This window comes from Ruegeria sp. YTSC199 (genome assembly GCF_059609725.1).
This window is the reverse complement of record NZ_JBXWMF010000007.1, coordinates 145,966-168,397: the sequence shown is the minus strand read 5'-3', so window position 1 is coordinate 168,397 and position 22,432 is coordinate 145,966. Positions and strand designations below refer to the sequence as shown.

Below are 22,432 nucleotides of genomic sequence, written 5' to 3'. Positions count from 1 at the left end.
ACATGACCCATAAAATCGCAATTCTGGGTGCTTCGGGCTATACCGGCGCGGAACTGGTGCGGCTGATCGCCGAGCATCCGAACATGGAAATCGCCGCTCTGGCTGCCGAGCGCAAGGCAGGGATGGCGATGGCGCAGGTTTTCCCGCATTTGCGCCACATGGACTTGCCAGATCTGTGCAAAATCGCCGAGATTGATTTCTCGCAAATCGATCTGTGCTTCTGCGCGCTGCCGCACAAGACCAGCCAAGAGGTCATTCGCGACCTGCCAAAAAACCTGAAAATCATCGACCTGTCTGCGGATTTCCGTCTGCGGGACGCGGAAGAATATGAGAAGTGGTACGGCAATCCGCACGTCGCCTTGGAGCAGCAGGAAGAGGCCGTCTATGGCCTGACTGAGTTCTACCGGAACGACATCCGCGATGCGCGTCTGGTGGCGGGCACGGGCTGCAACGCGGCCACCGGTCAGTATGTGCTGCGGCCGCTGATCATGGCGGGCGTGATCGATCTGGACGATATCGTGCTTGACCTGAAATGTGCTGTGTCCGGAGCAGGGAGATCGCTGAAAGAAAACCTGCTGCACGCGGAACTCAGCGAGGGGTACAATGCCTATGCCGTGGGCGGTACTCACCGGCATCTGGGCGAATTCGATCAGGAATTCTCGGCTCTGGCTGGTCGCACCGTGCATGTACAGTTCACGCCGCACCTGATCCCGGCCAACCGGGGTATTCTGGCAACCACTTACGTCAAGGGCGATCCGGCCAGTGTATACGAAGCGCTGGATAAAGCCTATGAAAATGAACCGTTTATCCGGATGCTGCCGTTTGGCGAAACGCCGTCGACCCACCATGTGCGGGGCTCGAACTTTTGCCATATCGGTGTGGTTGGCGACCGGATCGAACGTCGCGCCATCGTGATCGGCGCATTGGATAACCTGACAAAAGGTAGCAGTGGCCAAGCCTTGCAGAACGCCAACCTGATGTTAGTTGAGGATGAAACCGCAGGCCTGATGATGGCCCCGCTGTTCCCGTGAGGATGAAATGAAAACGCTCAAGAAACGCCGTCGTGTACAAGTCATTCTGCTGGCCGTCGTGGCCCTCGTTTTGGCCACGGGGTTGATTGGGTATGCGTTGCAGGATGGCATCAACTTTTTCCGCTCACCCAGCCAGGTGATCGCTGAGCCACCAAAACCGACCGAAGTTTTCCGCATCGGTGGTCTGGTCGAGGAAGGCTCAATCATACGCGGTCAGGGTGAAACGGTGCATTTTGTCGTGACCGATGGTGGCGAGAGCGTGCCGGTGGCCTTCACCGGTGTTCTTCCTGATCTGTTTTCCGAAAATCAAGGTATGGTAGGCACCGGTTCTTATGTGAACGGTGTTTTCGAAGCTACTGAAATCCTTGCCAAACACGACGAAACCTACATGCCGAAAGAGGTCGTGGATGCTCTTAAAGAGCAGGGCGTTTACCAGGAAGCCGACGAAAGCTGAATGGAGCTGCGCTGCATACCTGCGGCGGGAATGCTATTGAAAAGATGAAACAGGGCGTTGCGCGCAGCAGGCGGGCAGCGCCCTGTTTCGTTGGGGGAATTTAACCGGGTTGAGAAACCGTGTGTCGGACCAAATGCGGAGGGTGCGATGCAGACGGTGCGACAGATTGCAACTGAGATTGTGGCACGCGAAGGCGGGTTTGTGGACGATCCGGACGATCCTGGTGGAGCGACCAAGTACGGTGTGACCATTCACACCATGCGCCGCATCGGACTGGACCTCTCGGGCGATGGGACAATCAATAGCGCCGATGTACGAAGGCTCAGCAAATCGCAGGCCGTCGATATTTTTGTGCAGCATTATTTTGAGCTGCCGCGGCTGAACTTGTTACCGCAGATTCTGAACCCGTCGGTCTTTGACATGTACGTCAACGCGGGCGGGCAGGCGGTCAAGATCCTTCAACGCCTGCTGCGAGAGATGGGGTTCGGTGTCGCGGTGGACGGTGTCGTCGGGCCTATAACGGCGCGCGCCTGTCAGAACGCGTCGGACCCTGATCCGGTTGCATTGCGTGATGCTTATGGGGTTGCGCGTCGAAACTTTTACTTCCGCCTGGCCGACCACAGACCTGCATCTCGCAAATATGCTCGGAGCCAGGCAGGTGGCAAAGGCGGGTGGATTCGCCGGGCCGAAGAGTTTGTCTCTCCGACCTATCACCTGAGCGATGCAGATTTTAAAAGGAGGGTTGCAGGATGGGATTGATCTCGAACGTCTTGACGTTTCTGTTTAGCGGCGGGCGCAATGTCGTTCGCGAAACTGCTGAAATATTTCGGGAAAATGCCGAGAGCGGAGCGGAGCGGAGCCTGACTTTGCAGCAACAGGCTATGATCCAATTCGGTCAGGAGTTTCAGACCCCGTGCAAAGGAGCATTTGATCGGTTCATGGATGGGCTCAACCGATTGCCGCGTCCGGCGATGGCGCTGGGTACCTTGGGGCTTTTCATTGCGGCCATGGTTGATCCGGTTTGGTTCGCTGCGCGGATGCAAGGAATCGCCTTGGTGCCAGAACCGTTGTGGTGGCTGTTGGGGGTGATCGTGTCGTTCTATTTCGGTGCGCGTCATCAGGCAAAGGTACAGGACATGCAACGAGAGATCACAACTACGATGCAGCGCACTCCTCATGTGCTAGAAAACCTGCAGTCGCTAAAAGCCATGCGCAGTGATGGAGTCAGAGCCGCCGATCCCGGCAACGATGTTGCTCTGGCCGAGAGTGCGACCCAGCCTGACAGCAACCCGGCGCTGGACGACTGGCGGCGCAAACGCGTAGCCTGACCCGCGACACTATGCTCGCCCGTGAGGGGCGAAAGTGATTGGTGCTTGCCCGGTAACGGGATTATATCCGGGGCCATGATTACAGAACTTGGCCACTTTGCCCTGATCCTCGCTTTTCTGGTTGCCATCGTGCAGTCAGTGGTTCCGCTGATTGGTGCCGCCAAACGGTGGCCCGGATGGATGTCCTTTGCCGAACCTGCGGCCATCCTGCAGTTCCTGCTGGTTGGGTTCTCGTTCTGGGCACTGGTCTGGGCGTTTGTGACCTCGGATTTCTCGCTGCGGGTGGTGGTTGAAAACAGCCATTCAGCTAAACCGATGCTGTACAAGATCAGTGGCACATGGGGGAACCACGAAGGCTCGATGCTGTTGTGGGTTCTGATCGTGTCGTTGTTTGGCGCCATGGCCGCGTTCTTCGGGGGCGGCTTGCCACCCACACTGAAAGCGCGGGTTCTGGCGGTTCAGTCCGCAATTGCTGTGGCGTTCTTTGCCTTCATCCTGTTCACGTCGAACCCGTTCGACAGGCTGATCGTGGCGCCATTTGACGGGCGCGACCTGAACCCACTGTTGCAGGACCCCGGCTTGGCCTTCCATCCGCCGTTCCTGTATCTGGGCTACGTGGGTCTGAGCATGGCCTTCAGCTTTGCCGTCGCCGCCCTGATCGAGGGTCGGGTGGATGCCGCCTGGGGCCGTTGGGTGCGTCCCTGGACGCTAGCCGCGTGGGTTTTTCTGACCATCGGCATCGCGCTGGGGTCCTGGTGGGCCTATTATGAACTGGGTTGGGGTGGGTTCTGGTTCTGGGATCCGGTCGAGAATGCCTCGTTCATGCCGTGGTTGCTGGCTGCTGCGCTGCTGCACTCGGCCATTGTGGTTGAAAAGCGCGAGGCCTTGAAAAGTTGGACCATTCTGTTGGCGATCATTGCCTTTGGTTTTTCGCTGATCGGTACGTTCATTGTGCGATCGGGGCTGCTGACCTCGGTCCACGCTTTCGCCAATGACCCCGAACGCGGCGTGTTCATCCTGTTCATTCTGGTGATCTTCATCGGCGGGTCTCTGACCCTGTTTGCCGCGCGTGCGCAGGCGATGGAGGCCAAGGGCGTCTTTGGTATGGTCAGCCGCGAAAGTGCGCTGATTTTGAACAATATCCTTCTAGCCGTCAGCTGTTTCGTCGTGTTCGTCGGAACAATGTGGCCGATGGTTGCCGAGATGGCGTTTGACCGCAAACTCTCGGTCGGAGCGCCATTTTTCAACGCAGCCTTCACGCCGTTCATGGTTGCTTTGGGGATCGCGTTGCCGGTGGGTGCGATGCTGCCGTGGAAACGCGGCAAGCTTGGCAAAACTGCTTTTTCCCTGCGTTATGCCTTCCTGCTGGCGGTGGCTCTGGCATTGCTGGTCTGGGCGATGCAGACAGGGCGTAGTGCGTTGGGGCCGGTTGGTCTGTTTCTGGGCGCATGGATCACCTTTGGAGCAGCCGTTGATTTGTGGAGCCGCACGGGGCGCAAACGCAGCCTCAAGCGACTGTTCCGTCTGCCGGGCGCAGACTGGGGCAAGGCTGTGGCGCATACCGGTCTGGGCGTGACCATATTCGCCATTGCTGGCCTGACTGCGTGGGAGGTTGAAGACATTCGCGTCGCGCAACCCGGCCAGCTGTTCGAGGTCGGGCAGTTCACCCTGACGCTCAATGATGTCCGGCGTGTTCAGGGGCCAAACTATTTCTCGACCATGGCTGATGTTGTGGTTGAAAAGAACGGTCGGCCGATGGGCACGCTCCATCCTGAAAAACGAGACTATCCGGTCGCTCGGATGCCTACAACCGAAGCGGCGATTGACTATCGGTTCCTCGGCGATCTCTATGTGGTGATCGGTGATCAGCAGGCCGATGGCGGCTGGGTTATGAGGACCTATATCAAACCGCTGGCGAACTGGATCTGGGGCGGCTGTATCCTGATGTCTCTGGGCGGGTTGCTCAGCCTGTCGGACCGCCGGTTCCGCGTAGCGGCCGGTGCGCGCAAGACACCAGCGGGCGGAGTACCTGCGGAATGAAACGTCTGATCCTGATCCTGACGCTGATTGCGTCGCCTATGTTTGCTGTGCAGCCCGACGAAGTGCTGGACGATCCGGCGCTGGAACAACGGGCCCGGGACCTCAGCACCGGGCTGCGTTGTCTGGTCTGCCGCAACGAAAGCATCGATGAAAGCAACGCCGAATTGGCGCGCGATCTGAGGCTGGTTCTGCGAGAACGCCTGGTGGCGGGGGACACGGATGAAGAGGCAATGGCCTTTATTGTGGATCGTTACGGCGAGTATGTGTTGCTGAAACCGACGACATCGGGCTCGAATCTGATGCTGTGGCTTGCCGGCCCCATCATGTTGCTGATTGCCGCCGCGATGGGCTGGAACTTTCTGCGAAAGCGGGCTCAGATTCAATCCAGCGGTGACAAGGACAAGCTTACCGAAGCCGAAAAAGAGCGATTGCGCCAAATTCTTGAAGACTGACCCAGGGTTCCGCTTTTCCTTCCCCTGCATTTCGGTCAGGGTTCCGAAAAGAACGGAATTTTGGGGAGGGGTTCATGGAATACGAAACGATCCTGTTGGACATCACGGACGATTTGGCGGTTGTGACCCTGAACCGTCCCGACAAAATGAATGCGATGACGGCGCAGATGCGGGCCGAGGTCACGCACGCGATGAAGCACGCCGCCCGCCACGCGCGGGCGATTGTTTTGACCGGATCCGGCGGTGCCTTTTGTTCGGGGCAGGATCTAGGCGACGCGTCCAGCACAGGCAAGATTGACCTGGAACGGACGCTGCGCGATGAATACGAGCCGATGCTGGAGACGATCTATGATTGTCCGGTTCCCACCATTGCGGCCGTCAACGGCCCGGCAGCGGGGGCAGGGGCGAACCTTGCGTTGAGTGCGGATGTAGTGATCGCAACCGAAAGCGCCTATTTCCTACAGGCATTTGCCCGGATTGGCCTGTTGCCCGACGCGGGTGGTACGTGGTTCATGCCGCGTCAGATGGGGTTTGCCAAGGCCATGGGAGCCGCCTTGTTTGCCGACAAGATCAGCGCGCGGCAAGCGGATGATTGGGGCCTGATCTGGGAAGCCGTGCCCGATGACGCGTTCGATGCCCATTGGCGCAAGCGCGCATCTTATCTGGCCAAAGGCCCCACGGCCGGATTCGGAGCGATCAAAAAGGCGATCCGCGGGACTTATGAGAAGACATTGCCGCAGCAACTGGCGATCGAGGCGCATCTGCAGGGCGATTGCGGCCGCAGCCGCGATTTCGCCGAAGGCGTCGTGGCCTTCATGGAAAAACGCCCCCCGAAATTCGAGGGGCGCTGATGCTTAGGCACGGCGGCGGCGGCGTGTACGACGCTCTGGCGCGCCATCGTCGCCTGTACCATCCGATGCCGAGGAAAACGGTCCTAGGGCGTCTGTGATCTGATCCAGCGTCGGGCGCGAGCCGCGCGGCGTCGTATCCAGAGCTTCGCGCATTTTGCGCAGATGCGCGGGCATTGTGCCGCAGCAACCGCCAATGATCGTGGCCCCGGCATCCCGGGCCATTGCCGCGTAATCACCCATCAGTTCGGGCGTGCCGTCATAGTGGATGTGACCGTCGACATATTTTGGGATACCGGCATTGCCTTTCGAGATCACGGGCCGCTCGGTTCCTTGCGCCGCAAAGCCCAGCACGGTGCGCAGAATGTCCGAGGCGCCGGTGCCGCAATTGGCTCCGAAGGCAACCGGCGGATTGGGCAGGGTTTCGACCAACTGCGCCAGATCAGCCGATGTGACGCCCATCATGGTGCGCCCGGCGGTATCAAAGCTCATGGTGCCGCACCAGGGCATGTCGGCCAGGGCAAAGGCCTCGGCAGCCGCGCGGAACTCTTCCGGGGCGCTGATGGTTTCCAGCCACAGGACATCCGCACCGCCATCCTTGAGTGCCTCTGCCTGTTCGTGGAACATCTCGACTGCTGCAGAGTGGGACAGGCTGCCGACAGGTTCCATGATCTCACCGGTGGGACCGACCGAGCCAGCCACAATAATTTGGCGTCCTGCCTTGTCAGCAACCTCGCGACCAAGTTCTGCGCCAATACGGTTCAATTCGGCCACACGGTTCTGCGCATCATGTAGTTTCAAGCGTGCCGAGGTGCCGCCAAAAGTGTTGGTCAGGAACAGATCGCTGCCCGCATCGACCGAGCCCTGATACAGCGCACGAATCTTGTCTGGGGAGTCAACGTTCCACAGCTCGGGTGCATCACCGGACTGCAGGCCCATGTTGAAAAGGTTCGTACCTGTTGCGCCGTCTGCCAGAATGGCATCTTTGGTTTCGAGAAGCTTGCTCAGTGCATTTGTCATTGGGACATTCCAAAAAAGGCGCAATCGGCCTGACAATTATTAGAGACGCTCCGTGTCTCATGACCGGGGCGTCAAATCAAATTCATAAATCTCATGAAGATCATGAGGCGGTCAAACAAGCCTTAGTCCGTTTCGCTGAGAACCTGGGCTTTGGCTTCGGGAAGAAGCTCGGCCATCTTGGCGCGGATTTCGTCGTCCGAGGAAAGCGAACCCAGATCGCCCGAGACTTTGCGCACCACGTCTTCGTGCCCGGCTTCTTCCAGATCGGCGGTGACGACGGTTCTTGCGTAGTCTTCAGCCTCTTGGCTGGATTTGCCGAGTTTCTCTGCAGCCCACAGGCCAAGCAGCTTGTTGCAGCGGGCTTGTGCCTTGAACTGCATTTCCTCGTCATGCGCAAACTTTGCTTCAAAGGCGTATTCGCGTTCGTCAAACGTGGTCATTGGTTGGGGACCTCTTGGATAACAACTTCTTTCCTGATGATATGACTATACGTGCGGCTGTTCGCAAGGTATTTGCGCTGCGTCAAAGCCTCTCGGGTCAGTAAACTTGCGGGAAAGGGGGGCTTGCACTATGAGAACGCCAACGTGAGGGGACTCATTCCCTCTGTTCTGAGTGGAAAGGTCGCTTATGGCGCGTCGCAAGAAAATCTATGAAGGTAAGGCCAAGATTCTGTACGAAGGTCCCGAACCGGGCACTATCGTACAGTATTTCAAGGATGACGCCACCGCGTTCAACGCCGAGAAAAAAGACGTGATCGACGGCAAGGGCGTTCTGAACAACCGCCTGAGCGAATTCTTCATGAACGGGCTGGCTCAGATCGGCGTGCCGACGCATTTTATCCGCCGTCTGAACATGCGCGAACAACTGGTGCGCAGCTGTGAGATCGTTCCGCTGGAAGTGATCGTGCGCAACTATGCCGCCGGTTCGATGTCGAAACGCCTGGGCATCGCAGAGGGCACGCAACTGCCGCGCCCGATCGTGGAATACTGCTACAAGGACGATGCGCTGGGTGATCCTCTGGTTACTGAAGAACACATCGCCGCTTTTGGCTGGGCCAGCCAGCAGGACATGGAGGACATCCTGAGCCTCGCGCTGCGGGTGAATGACTTCATGAGCGGCATGATGCTGGCCGTGGGCATCCGTCTGGTTGATTTTAAGATCGAGATCGGCCGTGTCTATGACGGCGACTACCAGCGACTGATCATCGCGGACGAGATCAGCCCCGACAGCTGCCGGCTGTGGGATATCGAGACTGGTCAAAAGCTCGACAAGGACGTGTTCCGCCGCGATCTGGGCAGCCTGACCGATGCCTATTCCGAGGTTGCACGCCGTCTGGGTGTTTTGCCGAAAAGCAATGTGGCGAAACCGACGCTTATCAACTAAGCACTATTTCGGTCCTGAAAATGGTGAAAGCGCTGTCCGCACAGACGGCGCTTTTTTCTTTTGCTCTAGCGGTTTGACAGAGCGCCCGGTCCTTCGCATTGTCGGGCAGGTGCAACCAGGGTGGTCCCGACATGGCCGAATTGTTTGATCAGGCTGTCTTTCTCAAATTCCTCGCGGCGCTGCTGGCGATCTTCAACCCGCTTTACGGCATCCCGATATTCCTGAGTATGACCGAGGGCTTTTCGACCTCGGAGCGCAAACGAGTGGCGCTGATCGTGACGGGCACTGTTGTGATCGTCGCTCTGATCGCCGTACTGGTGGGCGAAGAGGTGCTGGCCATCTTTGGCATCGATATTCCATCGTTCCGCATCGCCGGTGGACTGATCATTCTGGGGGTCGGCATGTCGATGCTGAATGCCTCTGACCGGCCACAGGGCGATCAGCAGGCAGTGGAAGAGGGGGCCAAGAAGAAAAGCAATATCGCCGTTGTTCCGCTGGCGATACCTCTGACCATCGGTCCGGGCACTATCGCGACCACAATTGTCTTTGCCCACACGCTGTCCGACGGGGCCGAGATTGTCACCTTGGGGTCCGCAGTATTGATTGCCTGCGCCATCGTGGGGCTGGGGTTGTTGTTTGCGGACCCGATTTCTCGGTTTTTTGGGCCGACCATGATCAATGTGATTACCCGCGTCATGGCGATTATCCTTGTTGCCGTGGCCGTTGAAATGGTGCTGACCGGCACGTTCAACGCCATAGATGCGCGGTACCCGGGGCTGACCGGCGGAAGCTGATCAGCCCACCTGCGTCAAACTGTATGCGGACAAGGGTTGTCGAAAGCTGCTTCGCACGCTATCCCCCGCGCAACGGAACGGGCCCGGAACCACGGCCCTCAGCTGGAGTTGCAGGAATGAAAGCACGGGTGCATGTGATGCTGAAGAACGGGGTCCTCGACCCGCAGGGTGAGGCCGTACGGCACGCTTTGGGCGCCATGGGCTTTGATCAGGTCGAAGGCGTGCGTCAGGGCAAGGTGATCGACCTTGAACTGGCCGAAGGCGCGACCGAGGCGGACATAACCGAGATGTGCGAAAAGCTGTTGGCCAACACCGTCATCGAACGCTACGAGATCGAACTGGTCTGACTTGATGCGGGCCGCCCGTCTGATCACCCATCGTCAGCCACTGGAGCTGACAACCATTCCCGACCCTGAACCGGCCGAGGACGGCGTTGTCGTCCGGGTTTTGGCCTGCGGCGTTTGCCGGTCGGATTGGCACGCGTGGTCGGGCTCAGACCCGGATGTGGTCTTGCCGATGACACTCGGGCACGAGTATTGCGGCGAGGTTGTCGCGGTTGGGGCGCGTGTGTCTCGGTGGAAAGTCGGAGATCGGGTGATCGCGCCGTTCATTCTGGCCTGTGGTCATTGTCCGGATTGTGCACAGGGTCATCAGACAATCTGTACAGATCAGGTCGTGCCAGGTTTCACCTGCGATGGCGCCTTTGCCGAATACATCGCCGTCGCGCATGCCGACGCCAACCTGACGGCCTTGCCGGACACGCTTGCACCCGAAATTGCGGCTGCCCTGGGGTGCCGGGTTACAACCGCGTGGCAGGCACTGATCGGTCGGGCGAAGATACAGGGCGGCGAGTGGTTAGCCATCTTTGGTGGCGGTGGCGTCGGTCTATCCACGCTATTGCTGGGCAAGGCGCTGGGGGGCCGTGTCGTTGTGATCGACATCGCTGACGACAAGCTGATCTATGCCCAAAGCCTTGGGGCCGATGCAGTGGTCAATGCGGCCACCAGTGATGCGCCAGAAGCGGTGAAAGAAATCACCGACGGCGGAGCGCATGTGGCGATCGAGGCGCTGGGGATCGAAACCACCACCGTTGCAGCGGTGAAATCCTTGCGCAAGTTGGGTCGGATGGTGCAGATCGGGATGCCGACAGGGCAGCATTCGACTATGTCACTGCCGATGGACGTGCTGTATTCCGGCCAGCTGGCAGTCTACGGCACCCGCGGGATGCCAAGCTGGCGCTATCCGTCGCTGTTGTCATTGATTTCAGGGGGCAGTGTTGATCTCAGCCCGCTGGTGACGCGAAAAATAACTCTGAACCAGGTAAGTGACGAGCTTGCCGCCTTTGACCACCCAGCGCCGCCCGGTGTTGCCGTGGTCACCGATTTTGTCTGTTAGGAGGGCCCGCAATGCGCGCTGCCGTTATCGTTTTCCCCGGTTCGAACTGTGATCGGGACCTTGCAGTGGCCTTTGAACAGGCTGGATTTCAGGTCGATATGGTCTGGCACAAGGATGCCGCGCTGCCCGAGGGTATCGACATCGTGGGCGTGCCCGGTGGGTTTTCTTATGGCGACTACCTGCGCTGTGGTGCCATCGCCGCGCAATCGCCAATCTGCAAGGCCGTGGTCGATCACACCAACCGGGGCGGTTACGCCGTGGGGGTGTGCAACGGGTTCCAGATTCTGACCGAAACCGGCATTCTACCCGGTGCGTTGCTGCGCAACGCAGGTCTGAAATACATCTGCAAGACTGTGGGCCTGAAGGTGGAAACCAGCGACAGCGCATTTACCCAAGGCTTTAATGCAGGTGATGTGATCGGAATTCCGATTGCGCACCATGACGGAAACTATTTTGCCGATGACGCCACATTGTCTGCGCTTCGGGATCAGGACCGGATCGCATTCACCTATACCGAGAATCCGAACGGTTCGGTCGGGGACATTGCCGGTATCCTGTCGGAAAATCGCAGGGTTCTCGGTATGATGCCGCACCCTGAACGTGCAGCGGATGATGGGCATGGTGGCACCGACGGTACGGCATTGTTCCGCGCATTGTCGGGTGTCCTCGCGCCTGCGTGACTTGAGGTTACGCCGAACCCCGCGTAATTTTCCGGGATGAGTTTCGATCTTCGTTTAGGCTGGTCCAATCTGACAAAACCGTTCCGTGGCGCACCCCTTGGATGGCGCCTGCGGATTGCGGTGATCGCTTTGTTGGTCGCCGCCTTCGCGACGATCTGGATCACGAACCGTCTGCTGACGGACAGGTTCACCGAGTCGACCCGCAACCGGGCCGAAGTGCGCCTTGCGCTGTATTCCGGCAACCTGCTGAGTGAACTGCGCAGAAACGCAATTGTACCGCAGCTACTGTCCCGCGATCCCACGTTGATCTCAGCACTGCAATCCGGTGACTTTTCGCTGTCTACACAACGCCTGATCTCTTTCGTCGAAGAGATCGGGGCCGCGTCCCTGATGCTGCTGGACGGGGACGGGCGGCTGGTCGCGTCCACCGATCGAAACCGGTTGGGTGAAGCACATCGTAGTTCGCCTTATTTTATTGATGCGGTGCGCTCGAACGCCACGATCTTTACCGTCATCCCGAAGGAATCCGGCGGCTACAGCTTTGTCTATTCGCGCCGGATCGATGCCAACGCCGATATCCTTGGTGTGATTGTTGTCGAGGTCGATCTGCACAAGTTCGAGCTTGCCTGGGCCGGAATTTCCGATGCGGTGATGGTCACAGACAGCACCGGGACGATCATCCTGTCGACGGAACCGCAGTGGCGCGGGCTGGACGAAAACTCAGCCATGCTGCGGCAACCTCCGGAAGGTGCAATCCAACGCGCGATCCGCGCCACGGCGGATTGGACTGCGCTGCCGCCCGATGCCTATCTGCAGGGCGAGGCTGTGATGCGGATGGAAACACGCATTCCGTTCCGTGGCTGGCAGATGACGTCTTTCACGACCTATGCCTCGATCCGGGAAAAGGTGAACAGCGTTCTCGCGCTTGAGATCATGGGATTTGCGATTCTATTGGCGCTGGCCTTCTACGCACTCAGCCGCAGGGCCACGTTACGGATGGCCCTGTTCCAGCGCGAGTCGGCAGAGCTTCGCGCATTGAATGCAAGGCTGCAGCGAGAAATTGCTGAGCGCGAAAGGGTTGAAAAGACGCTAGAAGTTGCCGAACAAACGCTGGCGCAAAGCTCGAAATTGGCCGCGTTGGGAGAGATGTCAGCTGCCGTCAGTCACGAGTTGAATCAACCGCTGGCTGCAATGAAGACCTATCTGGCCGGCGCGCGTTTGCTGCTGCGCCGAAACCGCCCCGAAGAGGCGTTGGCCAGCTTTGGCCGCATTGACGGTCTGATCGAGCGGATGGGCGCGATCACCCGGCAGCTCAAGTCTTACGCGCGCAAGGGCGCGGATACGTTTTCGCCTGTAAATCTTGGTGAAGCGCTGGCCTCGTCCCTGTCGATGATGGAACCGCAACTGCGTCAGAGGCATGTGAAGATCACTCAGATTTTGCCCGAGGAACCTGTGATTGTGATGGGGGACAGGATGCGGATCGAACAGGTGATGGTGAACCTCTTGCGCAATGCGCTCGACGCTACCAAGTCTGTATCAGAGCCGGATGTGGAGATCATTCTGGCAGCAGGCGATATGGCGGTGCTGACCGTCCGTGACAACGGCTATGGCATCGAGGACATCGAGAACCTGTTCGAACCATTCTACACCACTAAGCAGCCCGGAGACGGGGTCGGTTTGGGACTTGCCATATCTTCGGGTATCGTAAACGACCATGGGGGGCGGTTGACCGCCCGCAACAGCCAGCACGGTGGCGCGGTGTTTGAGATGCAGCTGCCGATACTGGGAAGCGACGGCCTCGAGGCCGCTGAATAACAAAGGAATTACTATGGCACAGGCCATGAAAATCGCCATTGTGGATGACGAACAGGACATGCGCCAGTCGATCAGCCAGTGGCTGGCACTGTCGGGATATGACACCGAGACCTTTTCCAGCGCCGAGGACGCGCTGAAAGTCCTGGGGCCGGACTATCCGGGCATTGTCATCTCGGACATCAAGATGCCCGGTATGGATGGCATTCAGTTGCTGAAAAAGCTGATGGGGGCCGACAGCACTCTGCCGGTCATCATGATCACCGGTCACGGTGACGTGCCCATGGCGGTTGAGGCGATGCGCGTGGGCGCGTTCGATTTCCTTGAAAAACCCTTTAACCCGGATCGGATGTCCGAACTGGCCAAGCGCGCCAGCAATGCCCGCCGTCTGACACTGGACAACCGGGCACTGCGGCGCGAGCTGTCAGGTGGCACCCAGATCATGAACAAGCTGATCGGCGCCAGCCCGGTGATGGAGCGTCTGCGGGAAGATATTCTGGATCTGGGGCAGGCAGATGGTCATGTCCTGATCGACGGTGAGACAGGTACAGGGAAGACGCTGGTCGCGCACGCGCTGCACGCGGTTGGCAGCCGGGCTGGTAAAAAGTTTGTACTGGTGTCCTGTGCGGCACTTGAGGAAGACGTTCTGTCGAAACGCCTCTTTGGCCCGATGATGCCCGAAGATACCCAGCTTCCCGCCATCGAAGAGGCGCGAGGGGGGACTCTGGTTCTGGAGGATATCGAAGCGCTAAGTGACACGCTTCAGGCCCGTCTGCTGAGTGTCATGAACGATCAGGGTACGCCGGCGGAAACGCGGATCGTGGCGATTTCCAACCTGCAAGAGGCAGGAAAGACCAGCGAAGACGTGCTGCGTCCTGACTTGTTTTATCGTTTGGCAGCGTTGCGGATCACCATGCCGCCCCTGCGCCAGCGCGGCGAGGATATCCTGACGCTCTTCACCCGTCTCAGCGAACAATTCGCCGAGGAATACGGTTGTGATGCGCCGCAGGTCAGTGCTCAGGAAGCAGCGCAATTGCTGCAGGCGCCGTGGCCGGGCAATGTTCGCCAGCTGATCAACATCGCCGAGCGAGCCGTGCTGCAGTCGCGCCGCGGATCGGGCACGATTGCGTCGCTGTTGATGTCGGATCACGAGGAAATGCAACCGGTGATGACAACCGAGGGCAAACCGCTCAAGGAATACGTTGAAGCGTTCGAGCGGATGCTGATCGATAACACGATGCGACGTCACAAGGGCTCGATTGCATCGGTGATGGACGAGCTGTGTTTGCCACGGCGAACGCTGAACGAGAAGATGGCTAAATACGGGCTGCAGCGTTCGGATTACCTGTGATCGGGCAGGGGGCACTGCCCCCGCCGCCCTTCGGGTGACTCTTCCGGGATATTTTTACCAGATAAAGAGATCCTGAGCAGTGTTCAGGACCTCCTATGCAGTTTGCCCATTGTCTTTTCCACAGGACTGCTTTTATTGTGTCCGAACGGGCCGGGCTTCTTTGCGCCCCTAAGCCCCGAATATTTGAGTTTCGCTGCTCTGCCGCGGATGGTGACAATCCCACGAGGCAAAGCAGACCGATTGTGCCCCAGATTGGGGTAGACGAACGCCTGAGCCCGTTTCTGCGGGCGAAAGGAACAAATGGGCAGGTCGCGGCGAGCCGCGCCTGTCGGAGAAGAACCGCGATGACGCGCGCGCAACGATCGAGAGTACGGGCAGGGGGCCACAGCGCCAGACCCTGCCGCGCGCCGTCCAATATCGCCCTGACAAGACACCACCCCAAAAGCGCCTGTCCTCCCGGACGGGCCAGGACAACGCGTTTGGCGCGGTGCACCAAGGACAAATGGCTAAGAAAATGCTTATCGATGCCACCCACGCGGAGGAAACCCGCGTCGTGGTGGTCGACGGAAACAAGGTTGAGGAGTTCGACTTTGAATCCGAAAACAAACGCCAGCTTGCTGGCAACATCTATCTCGCAAAGGTAACACGGGTCGAACCGTCGCTGCAGGCGGCCTTTGTGGATTATGGCGGGAATCGGCACGGTTTCCTCGCATTCTCGGAAATTCACCCGGATTATTACCAGATCCCGGTCGCCGACCGTGAAGCGCTCATGGAAGAAGAGCGCGCCTATGCCGAAGCGATGAAAGCGCGGGATGAGGCTGAAGAGGCCAAACCCAAGAAGCGTCGCTCGCGGTCGCGCACCAAGGCGGCGGATGTGAAATCGGACGATCCCGTCGAAACGATCGAGGTCTCACCCGAGCCTACGGGCATGGAAACGATCGATCTGGATGAAGGGGAAGAGGGCGCTGATCTGACAGTTCCGGAGGGCACCTCTCCGATGGATCATGTCGCGGAGACCCCGGTCGAAGAACCCGTTGAAGAGACGGAAGCGCCAGAAGAGGCTGAAACCCTCTCTGCAGAAACAGAGGAAGTTGCGGTCGCGGAAGAACCCGCTGCCGAGGCCGAGGCCGAGGCCGAGGAAGGCGTAACAGACACGTCAGAAGACGCTACTGCGAAAACGGAAGAGGCTGCGGGCGAAACGGTTGAGGCAGACGCCGAGATAGCCGCAGATGAAGCGGGCATTGCCGAGGACGCACCGGCGGAAGAACCCCCATCGGACGACGAAAACAAGACCGATGCGGACGACGAGACCGAGGAGAAACCCCGCCCTGACGCATCAGCTAAAGATGACAGTATCGAGTCGGTGGCCGACGAGGATGACAGCGAGGACATTCGCCCGCCGCGCAAGCCTCGTCCGCGCCGCTACAAGATTCAGGAAGTCATCAAGGTGCGCCAGGTCCTGCTGGTGCAGGTCGTCAAGGAAGAGCGCGGCAACAAAGGTGCAGCGCTGACCACTTATCTGTCGCTGGCCGGGCGCTACTGCGTTCTGATGCCCAACACCGCACGCGGGGGCGGGATCAGCCGCAAGATCACCAACGCGCCGGATCGTAAGAAGCTGAAAGAAATCGCCTCGGAAATCGACGTTCCAACCGGTGCGGGTCTGATCATTCGAACAGCCGGCGCCAAGCGTACCAAGTCAGAGATCAAGCGTGACTACGAGTACCTGCAGCGCATGTGGGAGCAGATCCGCGAACTGACGCTGAAATCCATTGCGCCCGCCAAGATTTATGAAGAGGGCGACCTGATCAAACGCTCGATCCGCGACCTGTATAACCGCGAGATTGACGAGGTTCTGGTCGAGGGCGAAGGTGGGTACCGTATCGCCAAGGACTTCATGAAGATGATCATGCCGTCCCACGCCAAGAACGTGAAACGATATGAGGACGCGCTGCCTCTGTTCGCGCGTTATCAGGTTGAAAGCTACCTGACCGGTATGTTTAACCCGACGGTGCAGCTGAAATCCGGCGGTTATATCGTGATCGGCGTCACTGAGGCGTTGGTGGCGATCGATGTGAACTCGGGTCGGGCGACCAAGGAAGGCTCGATCGAGGAAACCGCGCTCAAGACCAACCTTGAGGCTGCCGAGGAGGTAGCGCGCCAATTGCGTCTACGCGATCTGGCCGGTCTGATTGTGATCGATTTCATCGATATGGACGAGCGCAAGAACAACTCGGCCGTCGAAAAGCGACTGAAGGATAAACTGAAGACTGACCGCGCGCGCATTCAGGTGGGCCGCATTTCCGGATTTGGTCTGATGGAGATGAGCCGCCAGCGTTTGCGCCCTGGCATGCTTGAGGCGACGACGCAGCCATGCCCGCATTGCCATGGCACTGGCCTGATCCGTTCGGATGACAATATGGCACTGTCGATCCTTCGACAGATCGAAGAAGAGGGCACTCGCCGCCGCTCGCGCGAGGTTCTGGTGCGCTGCCCGGTCAGCATTGCCAACTTCCTGATGAATCAGAAGCGTGAGCATATCGCGCAGATAGAAGCGCGCTATGGTCTTTCGGTCCGGGTCGAAGGTGACGTGCATCTGGTAAGCCCCGATTTCTCGATGGAGAAGTTCAAGACCGCCAGCCGTGTTGTGCCCGAGGCCAGCGCGCCGGTTGTGTCGGTGGACGCCTCGCTGATGGATTTGGTGGACGCGGACGAAGAAGAGGCTGTCGTCGAAGAAACCGTTCAGGCCGAGGAAGAGTCCAAACCCAAACGCAAGCGTCGCCGTCGTCGTCGCAAGAAGAGCAATGCCGGTGGAGAAGTTTCCGAGACCGACACCGGAACTGAGGAAGAGGCCTCGGCTGAGGCAGCGGATGAACCCGCGTCCGAACCCGAGGCGCCCGCGTCCGAACCCGAGGCGCCTGCGTCCGAGCCAGAGGCGGCAGAGGCTGTTCAGCAAGAGAAGGCCGAAAAACCCAAACGTCGCCGGGCTCCGCGCCGCAAGAAGAAGGACGCGGAACCTGCGGAGGCGGTCGAAGAAAGCCCGGCTGAGGCCGAGGTTGAGGCGGCAGAGGAAGCCGTCGCGCCTGTAGGCGATCCGGTGACTGAACCCGAAGCGGAACCGGTCAGCGAAGAACCCGAACCCGTTGAGGCTGAGGCGGAATCGGCTGCAGAGGAAACCCCGGAACCTGAGCCTCAGGCGACAAGCGAACCGGCAACGGAAGAGGTGGCTGAAACCGTTTCTGAAACAGTGGAAACGGTAGAGATCGAAACCGCTGTGGAAGTGGAAGAAGTGGTCGAGGAGACCCCCGAGCCCGTGCTTGAAGTTGTCGCGGAAGAGCCCGAACAGCCCAGCGAACCGGCCAAACCGAAACGGCGGGGTTGGTGGTCTTTGGGGCAGTAAAGAAAAGACCGTCAGTGGGTTCGCACATTTAACAAGTTTCGAGAACGCGTTGACTTATGTCGACGCGTTTTCTTTTTGTTGTTCTGCAGGTTACAGATGAATCGCTGGTGATATGGGAGCGACAAGGAAATGGGATTTTTGCAGGGTTACACTACGCAAAAGCTCAAGTAAAACCAGCGGGGTCCTGAGAAGGCATAAACAGAAGTCAATATAATGTCGCATGAGATTGAAGAGCTCGAAGATGAGTTAGAACAAGCTCGGATTTCTTTAGATTCCCGGCAGTGAGATTTGGAAGCGCGTATGGAGCGCGAAGAGTTCCTTATGTCATTGCTGGACGAAGTCTACGGTATAGATGAAAATCCAGCACGGCAGTCAGCATATGCAGACGATGCCGATTTTTGAATTCCGATTGAAGACCGAAGGGACGAGATCGTCACGAAAGCCGACCATGCTTAACTGACGAAATACGCGGAATTTTATAGTGCGAAGTTCGCGTCAAAATGGAAGAAAGATGCAATGAACAGGATCGAATTCCTGCATGAAAGGATTTCGATCTAAGCGATGGCTTGAGCTTTCGGAGCGTGTGGTAATCGATCTCTCACCGTCAGGATGGGATGCAGGCGGCATTCTGATACTTTCAGGCTCGTTTTCGTGACCGCATGGAAAGTTGTGGGTTGAATTAAGAAGGCATCCTTGACCTCCTGCCTCAGTCGGCTTTTTGAATGAGGTAGACCTGATGTCCGTCCGCGTCCTCTTGAGATAACAGCTGGTGTCCGCTTTCGGCGCAGAAATGCGGAACGTCGATGATGGCGGCCGGATCGTCGGCCAGAATGCGCAAAACAGCCCCGGAAGGCATGGATTTCAGGCGCTTTCTGGCTTTCAGAACGGGCAAGGGGCACAACAGACCCAGCGCGTCGAGCGTTTCGGTGGGATTTGACATGAGGGTGAGATATTTCCACTTTGCCGGACTGTCCAGCGCCCATGCACGGGGATGTGACCGAATGGCCCCGTGACGCGGCTGGTTTGATACCCTATGTGCTGATGCATGTTCGGAATTGATATCATCGACGCGGGTTTGCTGCCTGCCATGTTCATCGCAATGCTGGGCGGGCTGATCAGCTTTCTGTCACCCTGCGTGCTGCCCATCGTGCCGCCCTATCTGGCGTATATGAGTGGCGTGACGATCAACGAGATGCAGGATGAAGCAGCGGCGCGGCGCAAGGCGACACTGTCAGCGCTGTTCTTTGTGCTGGGCCTGTCAACGGTGTTCCTGTTGTTGGGGTTCACAGCTTCGGCCTTTGGGGCGTTTGTACTGCAGAATCAGGTTCTGTTTGCCAAGCTATCCGGCGCGGTCGTGATCGTCTTTGGCCTGCACTTCCTGAACGTCTTCCGCATTCCCTTTCTGGATCGCGAGGCGCGGATCGACGCGGGCGATTCCGGTGGCTCGGTCTTTGGTGCCTATATCCTGGGTCTGGCCTTCGCATTTGGCTGGACACCGTGCATCGGGCCTCAGCTCGGCGCAATCCTGTCGCTGGCGGCGTCAGAGGCATCGGTTGCGCGGGGGACCCTGCTGCTGGGTGTTTATGCCGCGGGGCTGGGGATTCCGTTCCTGCTGGCGGCCATGTTCCTGAACCGCTCGATGTCGGTGATGAACCGAATCAAACCCCATATGGGTACGATCGAGAAGGTCATGGGTGGTTTACTGTTGTTCGTCGGCATTATGCTGATCACCGGCCTGTTCACCGAATTCAGCTGGTGGTTGCTTGAGACCTTCCCGGCGCTGGCCAATTTCGGGTGATGTGCTGATCCGGCTTACCTTGGCAGTAAGGCTACGCTAACCTGCGCCGTAGAAGGTAAAGGCATGAGCGGTCACACAAATCAGCCTCGGGTTTGCAGGCGTCGGGTGTTCTACATCCCCGGCTATGATCCGATTCACCCGCGCCGATATCGCGAGCTGTACCGCAAGGAGAGTCGGACGCAGGCCGAGATTTCGGAGTATGAGATTTCGATTTCTCCAAAGTCCGGTGAAGGACCATACGGTTGGCATGTCCGGTCACATCAGGACGGCGCGGACATCGAGGCGGATATCGACGTTCTGGTCTGGTCGGATATCGTGCGCGAGAGCATGTCAAACTCGATTCCTGCGACCTATATGCAGCTATTGCGCACAGCATGGATTTATATCGGATCAGGCACATTGTGGCGCCTTATGCGGCTGCGGAAGGGGCCGGTGATTGCCGCGCTTTATCCCGTTGGGATGCTGACCGTGCAGTTGGCTTTGGCGTTTTTCGTGGTCTGGGCAATGACCGCACTGCTATGGGCCATTGCTGGGTGGCTGGCCTTGGTGCCAGCGTTTGCGGCGGCATATGCCTTGCTGCAGTGGTTCCGAAAAATCGATAACCGCCTGTTTGCCTATTACCTGATGCATGACTACGCCTATTCGGCAACGCTGAACGGGGCGGTTCCGGCCGAGCTGAAGACCCGCTTGGACGAGTTTGGCGCACATATTCAGAACGCACTTGAAGCGGATGTGGATGAGGTTTTAGTTGTCGGTCATTCCTCGGGCGCGCATCTTGCGGTGACGGTTCTGGCCGATCTGATCCGCAAAGGCGGGATGTTTGATACTGGGCCGGCATTGTCCTTGCTTACATTGGGGCAAGTAGTGCCCATGGTTTCGTTTCTGCCCGAAGCCGAAGATCTGCGCACTGATCTGCAATTCCTGTCCGAACAACCAGACATCACCTGGGTCGACGTGTCGGCGCCGGGTGACGGATGTGCGTTTGCCTTATGTGACCCGGTGGGGGTCAGCGGTGTTGCCACGTCTCAGAAACGCTGGCCGCTGGTTCTGTCAGCCGCCTTCACGCAAACCTTGTCGCCGGAACGCTGGCAAGAGCTGCGCTGGCGCTTTTTTCGGCTGCATTTCCAGTATCTCTGCGCGTTTGATCGCCCCAAAGATTACGACTATTTCCGCATTACTGCAGGTCCTTTGACCTTGGGCCAGCGGTTTGATGGCCGCGTTCCGTCGAAATCGCGCATCGAACAAACAATCTCGAAATACAGGTCGGTACGTATATGAAGCCGCCAAAGCCAACACCCCGCCCGGACAAGGTTTCACTATGGCGGTACCTGAAACTGTTCCGCAAGGATTTGCTGTCGGCGCAGCCACAGCGGCTCTATCGCGCGTGGATGGCCGAGTTTCGCACACCGTTCTTCCGGTCCTACATGATCAACCAACCCGAACTGGTGGATACGGTTCTCAAGAAACGTCCTGATGATTTTCCCAAGTCTGGCCGTATAAGTGAGGGGTTGCGGCCACTGCTGGGGGACTCGGTCTTTCTGACCAACGGCGAGACGTGGAAACGGCAGCGACGGATCATCGACCCGGCCTTTGAAGGCGGGCGGCTGAAGGACACCTTTCCGGCCATGCTACAGGCCGCCGAAGCATGCGTTGCGCGATTGCGCGGGCAGGCGGGTCAGGTGATCGAATGCGAGGAACTCACCAGCCACGCTGCAGCAGATGTGATTTTCCGGACCCTGTTTTCGGTCCCGATCGAACATGAGGTGGCCGCCCAGGTTTTCGAAAAATTCCGGGCTTTTCAGCGGCAACAACCCTTGCTGAATCTGGCGGCGTTTGTTCCGCTGCCGCGTTGGGTGCCGCGCTTGCACGCGCGGAATACACGGCGGAATGCCAGAGATATCCGGGCCTTGATCCAACACCTGACAGCTGAACGGGCCAAACTGATCGTCGCGGGACACGCACCAAATGATCTGGCCACCAAAATCATGACCACACCCGATCCCGAAACCGGGCAGTGCTTTGACACGCAAGAGATGGTCGATCAGGTTGCCATCTTTTTTCTGGCGGGGCACGAAACCAGCGCATCGGCGTTGGCCTGGACCTTGTACCTGATGGCGCTTTATCCCGACTGGCAGGAAAAGCTGAGCGTCGAAGCGAAAATTCTGGACGATATCTGTTTTGGCACCGTGTCCAAACTACGCCTCAGCCGGGATGTATTCCGTGAAGCGCTGCGGCTGTACCCTCCGGTGCCGATGATGGTGCGCGAAGCGACTGGCCCGGAGAAATTCCGGGGCAGGGATGTGGCCCGGGGATCGCAGATCGTCGTAAGCCCGTGGCACCTGCACCGGCAGGAACGCCTTTGGAACCACCCTGACGAGTTTGATCCGACACGCTGGAGCACTGAAAACGGCAAAACCTGTCAGCGGCAGGCGTTCATCCCGTTTTCTGCAGGGCCCCGTGTTTGTACCGGCGCCGGGTTCGCCATGGTCGAGGGGCCATTGCTATTGTCGATGCTGCTGCGGCACTTCCGGTTCGAGGTGGTAGAAGGGCGCATACCCATTCCGGAGGCACATCTGACGGTGCGGTCGAAGGAAGGGATATGGTTGCGCGTGGTTGAGCGCTAACAAACTACCATCGACCTGCGCCTTG

General features: G+C 58.5%; 21 protein-coding genes. 18 read left to right on the top strand and 3 right to left on the bottom strand.

Features of this window, described 5'->3' with window-relative positions:
• Positions 1–2 precede the first annotated feature (2 nt).
• The 7 genes from argC (at position 3) to AC2FEE_RS09235 (ending at position 6,156) form a co-directional block, all read left to right on the top strand.
• Positions 3–1,031 (top strand): N-acetyl-gamma-glutamyl-phosphate reductase, encoded by a 1,029-nt coding sequence (gene argC / locus AC2FEE_RS09265; RefSeq protein ID WP_496864636.1) that lies wholly within the window; start codon positions 3–5, stop codon positions 1,029–1,031.
• A 7-nt stretch (positions 1,032–1,038) separates the two neighbouring features.
• On the top strand, positions 1,039–1,485 hold the full coding sequence (ccmE, locus tag AC2FEE_RS09260) for a cytochrome c maturation protein CcmE (RefSeq protein ID WP_496864634.1): 447 nt from the start codon (positions 1,039–1,041) through the stop codon (positions 1,483–1,485).
• Positions 1,486–1,632: 147 nt separating this feature from the next.
• Positions 1,633–2,244, top strand: a complete 612-nt coding sequence (locus AC2FEE_RS09255; protein WP_496864633.1) for a holin-associated N-acetylmuramidase — start codon at positions 1,633–1,635, stop codon at positions 2,242–2,244.
• A complete protein-coding gene (locus AC2FEE_RS09250) occupies positions 2,235–2,813 on the top strand; it encodes a holin family protein (protein ID WP_496864631.1) in 579 nt (192 codons plus the stop codon). Before AC2FEE_RS09255 ends, AC2FEE_RS09250 begins: the two co-directional genes overlap by 10 nt.
• 75 nt (positions 2,814–2,888) lie before the next feature.
• Positions 2,889–4,853 (top strand): heme lyase CcmF/NrfE family subunit, encoded by a 1,965-nt coding sequence (locus tag AC2FEE_RS09245; RefSeq protein ID WP_496864630.1) that lies wholly within the window; start codon positions 2,889–2,891, stop codon positions 4,851–4,853.
• Positions 4,850–5,305 carry a cytochrome c-type biogenesis protein gene (locus AC2FEE_RS09240; protein ID WP_496864628.1) on the top strand — a complete coding sequence of 152 codons (456 nt, stop codon included), beginning with the start codon at positions 4,850–4,852 and terminating at the stop codon, positions 5,303–5,305. The genes AC2FEE_RS09245 and AC2FEE_RS09240 overlap by 4 nt, the downstream gene beginning before the upstream one ends.
• Positions 5,306–5,379: 74 nt before the next feature.
• Positions 5,380–6,156 (top strand): enoyl-CoA hydratase-related protein, encoded by a 777-nt coding sequence (locus AC2FEE_RS09235; protein ID WP_496864626.1) that lies wholly within the window; start codon positions 5,380–5,382, stop codon positions 6,154–6,156.
• Positions 6,157–6,159: 3 nt separating this feature from the next.
• Here the strand turns inward: AC2FEE_RS09235 and bmt are convergent, their stop codons facing one another.
• Together bmt and AC2FEE_RS09225 are read right to left on the bottom strand one after the other, a co-directional pair.
• Positions 6,160–7,173: a betaine--homocysteine S-methyltransferase gene (gene bmt, locus AC2FEE_RS09230; RefSeq protein ID WP_496864625.1), complete on the bottom strand. Its 1,014-nt coding sequence runs from the start codon at positions 7,171–7,173 to the stop codon at positions 6,160–6,162.
• A gap of 122 nt (positions 7,174–7,295) precedes the next feature.
• The gene (locus AC2FEE_RS09225) at positions 7,296–7,613 is read right to left on the bottom strand and encodes a DUF1476 domain-containing protein (RefSeq protein WP_496864623.1); all 318 of its coding nucleotides are present in this window, start codon (positions 7,611–7,613) and stop codon (positions 7,296–7,298) included.
• A 187-nt stretch (positions 7,614–7,800) separates the two neighbouring features.
• On the opposite strand from AC2FEE_RS09225, the gene purC reads away from it, so the two are divergent.
• From purC to AC2FEE_RS09185, 8 genes are all read left to right on the top strand, one after another.
• Positions 7,801–8,556, top strand: a complete 756-nt coding sequence (purC, locus tag AC2FEE_RS09220) for a phosphoribosylaminoimidazolesuccinocarboxamide synthase (protein WP_496864621.1) — start codon at positions 7,801–7,803, stop codon at positions 8,554–8,556.
• A gap of 131 nt (positions 8,557–8,687) precedes the next feature.
• On the top strand, positions 8,688–9,350 hold the full coding sequence (locus AC2FEE_RS09215) for a MarC family protein (RefSeq protein ID WP_496864619.1): 663 nt from the start codon (positions 8,688–8,690) through the stop codon (positions 9,348–9,350).
• A 116-nt stretch (positions 9,351–9,466) separates the two neighbouring features.
• The gene (gene purS, locus AC2FEE_RS09210; RefSeq protein ID WP_109311572.1) at positions 9,467–9,697 is read left to right on the top strand and encodes a phosphoribosylformylglycinamidine synthase subunit PurS; all 231 of its coding nucleotides are present in this window, start codon (positions 9,467–9,469) and stop codon (positions 9,695–9,697) included.
• A 4-nt stretch (positions 9,698–9,701) separates the two neighbouring features.
• Positions 9,702–10,745 (top strand): zinc-dependent alcohol dehydrogenase family protein, encoded by a 1,044-nt coding sequence (locus tag AC2FEE_RS09205; RefSeq protein WP_496864618.1) that lies wholly within the window; start codon positions 9,702–9,704, stop codon positions 10,743–10,745.
• A gap of 11 nt (positions 10,746–10,756) precedes the next feature.
• The gene (purQ, locus tag AC2FEE_RS09200) at positions 10,757–11,425 is read left to right on the top strand and encodes a phosphoribosylformylglycinamidine synthase subunit PurQ (RefSeq protein ID WP_496864616.1); all 669 of its coding nucleotides are present in this window, start codon (positions 10,757–10,759) and stop codon (positions 11,423–11,425) included.
• 36 nt (positions 11,426–11,461) lie between these two features.
• Positions 11,462–13,240 (top strand): sensor histidine kinase, encoded by a 1,779-nt coding sequence (locus tag AC2FEE_RS09195; protein WP_496864615.1) that lies wholly within the window; start codon positions 11,462–11,464, stop codon positions 13,238–13,240.
• 13 nt (positions 13,241–13,253) lie between these two features.
• On the top strand, positions 13,254–14,588 hold the full coding sequence (locus AC2FEE_RS09190; protein WP_496864614.1) for a sigma-54-dependent transcriptional regulator: 1,335 nt from the start codon (positions 13,254–13,256) through the stop codon (positions 14,586–14,588).
• Positions 14,589–15,090: 502 nt separating this feature from the next.
• Positions 15,091–17,985: an Rne/Rng family ribonuclease gene (locus AC2FEE_RS09185; RefSeq protein WP_496864613.1), complete on the top strand. Its 2,895-nt coding sequence runs from the start codon at positions 15,091–15,093 to the stop codon at positions 17,983–17,985.
• Positions 17,986–18,691: 706 nt separating this feature from the next.
• On the opposite strand, the gene AC2FEE_RS09180 is transcribed toward AC2FEE_RS09185, so the two are convergent.
• A complete protein-coding gene (locus AC2FEE_RS09180; protein WP_496864612.1) occupies positions 18,692–18,925 on the bottom strand; it encodes a sulfurtransferase TusA family protein in 234 nt (77 codons plus the stop codon).
• Positions 18,926–19,030: 105 nt separating this feature from the next.
• Between AC2FEE_RS09180 and AC2FEE_RS09175 the strand changes: the two genes are divergently transcribed.
• From AC2FEE_RS09175 to AC2FEE_RS09165, 3 genes are all read left to right on the top strand, one after another.
• Complete coding sequence (locus tag AC2FEE_RS09175) at positions 19,031–19,783, top strand: cytochrome c biogenesis CcdA family protein (protein WP_170442577.1); 753 nt, start codon at positions 19,031–19,033, stop codon at positions 19,781–19,783.
• 63 nt (positions 19,784–19,846) lie between these two features.
• Positions 19,847–21,061 (top strand): hypothetical protein, encoded by a 1,215-nt coding sequence (locus AC2FEE_RS09170; RefSeq protein ID WP_496864611.1) that lies wholly within the window; start codon positions 19,847–19,849, stop codon positions 21,059–21,061.
• On the top strand, positions 21,058–22,407 hold the full coding sequence (locus tag AC2FEE_RS09165) for a cytochrome P450 (RefSeq protein WP_496864610.1): 1,350 nt from the start codon (positions 21,058–21,060) through the stop codon (positions 22,405–22,407). The genes AC2FEE_RS09170 and AC2FEE_RS09165 overlap by 4 nt, the downstream gene beginning before the upstream one ends.
• Positions 22,408–22,432 lie beyond the last annotated feature (25 nt).

Excerpts from the sequence above, each read along its gene's own strand:
- argC (WP_496864636.1), top strand. The coding sequence starts at position 3 with ATGACCCATAAAATCGCAATTCTGGGTGCTTCGGGCTATACCGGCGCG.
- ccmE (WP_496864634.1), top strand. The coding sequence starts at position 1,039 with ATGAAAACGCTCAAGAAACGCCGTCGTGTACAAGTCATTCTGCTGGCC.
- AC2FEE_RS09255 (WP_496864633.1), top strand. The coding sequence starts at position 1,633 with ATGCAGACGGTGCGACAGATTGCAACTGAGATTGTGGCACGCGAAGGC.
- AC2FEE_RS09250 (WP_496864631.1), top strand. The coding sequence starts at position 2,235 with ATGGGATTGATCTCGAACGTCTTGACGTTTCTGTTTAGCGGCGGGCGC.
- AC2FEE_RS09245 (WP_496864630.1), top strand. The coding sequence starts at position 2,889 with ATGATTACAGAACTTGGCCACTTTGCCCTGATCCTCGCTTTTCTGGTT.
- AC2FEE_RS09240 (WP_496864628.1), top strand. The coding sequence starts at position 4,850 with ATGAAACGTCTGATCCTGATCCTGACGCTGATTGCGTCGCCTATGTTT.
- AC2FEE_RS09235 (WP_496864626.1), top strand. The coding sequence starts at position 5,380 with ATGGAATACGAAACGATCCTGTTGGACATCACGGACGATTTGGCGGTT.
- bmt (WP_496864625.1), bottom strand. The coding sequence starts at position 7,173 with ATGACAAATGCACTGAGCAAGCTTCTCGAAACCAAAGATGCCATTCTG.
- AC2FEE_RS09225 (WP_496864623.1), bottom strand. The coding sequence starts at position 7,613 with ATGACCACGTTTGACGAACGCGAATACGCCTTTGAAGCAAAGTTTGCG.
- purC (WP_496864621.1), top strand. The coding sequence starts at position 7,801 with ATGGCGCGTCGCAAGAAAATCTATGAAGGTAAGGCCAAGATTCTGTAC.
- AC2FEE_RS09215 (WP_496864619.1), top strand. The coding sequence starts at position 8,688 with ATGGCCGAATTGTTTGATCAGGCTGTCTTTCTCAAATTCCTCGCGGCG.
- purS (WP_109311572.1), top strand. The coding sequence starts at position 9,467 with ATGAAAGCACGGGTGCATGTGATGCTGAAGAACGGGGTCCTCGACCCG.
- AC2FEE_RS09205 (WP_496864618.1), top strand. The coding sequence starts at position 9,702 with ATGCGGGCCGCCCGTCTGATCACCCATCGTCAGCCACTGGAGCTGACA.
- purQ (WP_496864616.1), top strand. The coding sequence starts at position 10,757 with ATGCGCGCTGCCGTTATCGTTTTCCCCGGTTCGAACTGTGATCGGGAC.
- AC2FEE_RS09195 (WP_496864615.1), top strand. The coding sequence starts at position 11,462 with ATGAGTTTCGATCTTCGTTTAGGCTGGTCCAATCTGACAAAACCGTTC.
- AC2FEE_RS09190 (WP_496864614.1), top strand. The coding sequence starts at position 13,254 with ATGGCACAGGCCATGAAAATCGCCATTGTGGATGACGAACAGGACATG.
- AC2FEE_RS09185 (WP_496864613.1), top strand. The coding sequence starts at position 15,091 with ATGGCTAAGAAAATGCTTATCGATGCCACCCACGCGGAGGAAACCCGC.
- AC2FEE_RS09180 (WP_496864612.1), bottom strand. The coding sequence starts at position 18,925 with ATGTCAAATCCCACCGAAACGCTCGACGCGCTGGGTCTGTTGTGCCCC.
- AC2FEE_RS09175 (WP_170442577.1), top strand. The coding sequence starts at position 19,031 with ATGTTCGGAATTGATATCATCGACGCGGGTTTGCTGCCTGCCATGTTC.
- AC2FEE_RS09170 (WP_496864611.1), top strand. The coding sequence starts at position 19,847 with ATGAGCGGTCACACAAATCAGCCTCGGGTTTGCAGGCGTCGGGTGTTC.
- AC2FEE_RS09165 (WP_496864610.1), top strand. The coding sequence starts at position 21,058 with ATGAAGCCGCCAAAGCCAACACCCCGCCCGGACAAGGTTTCACTATGG.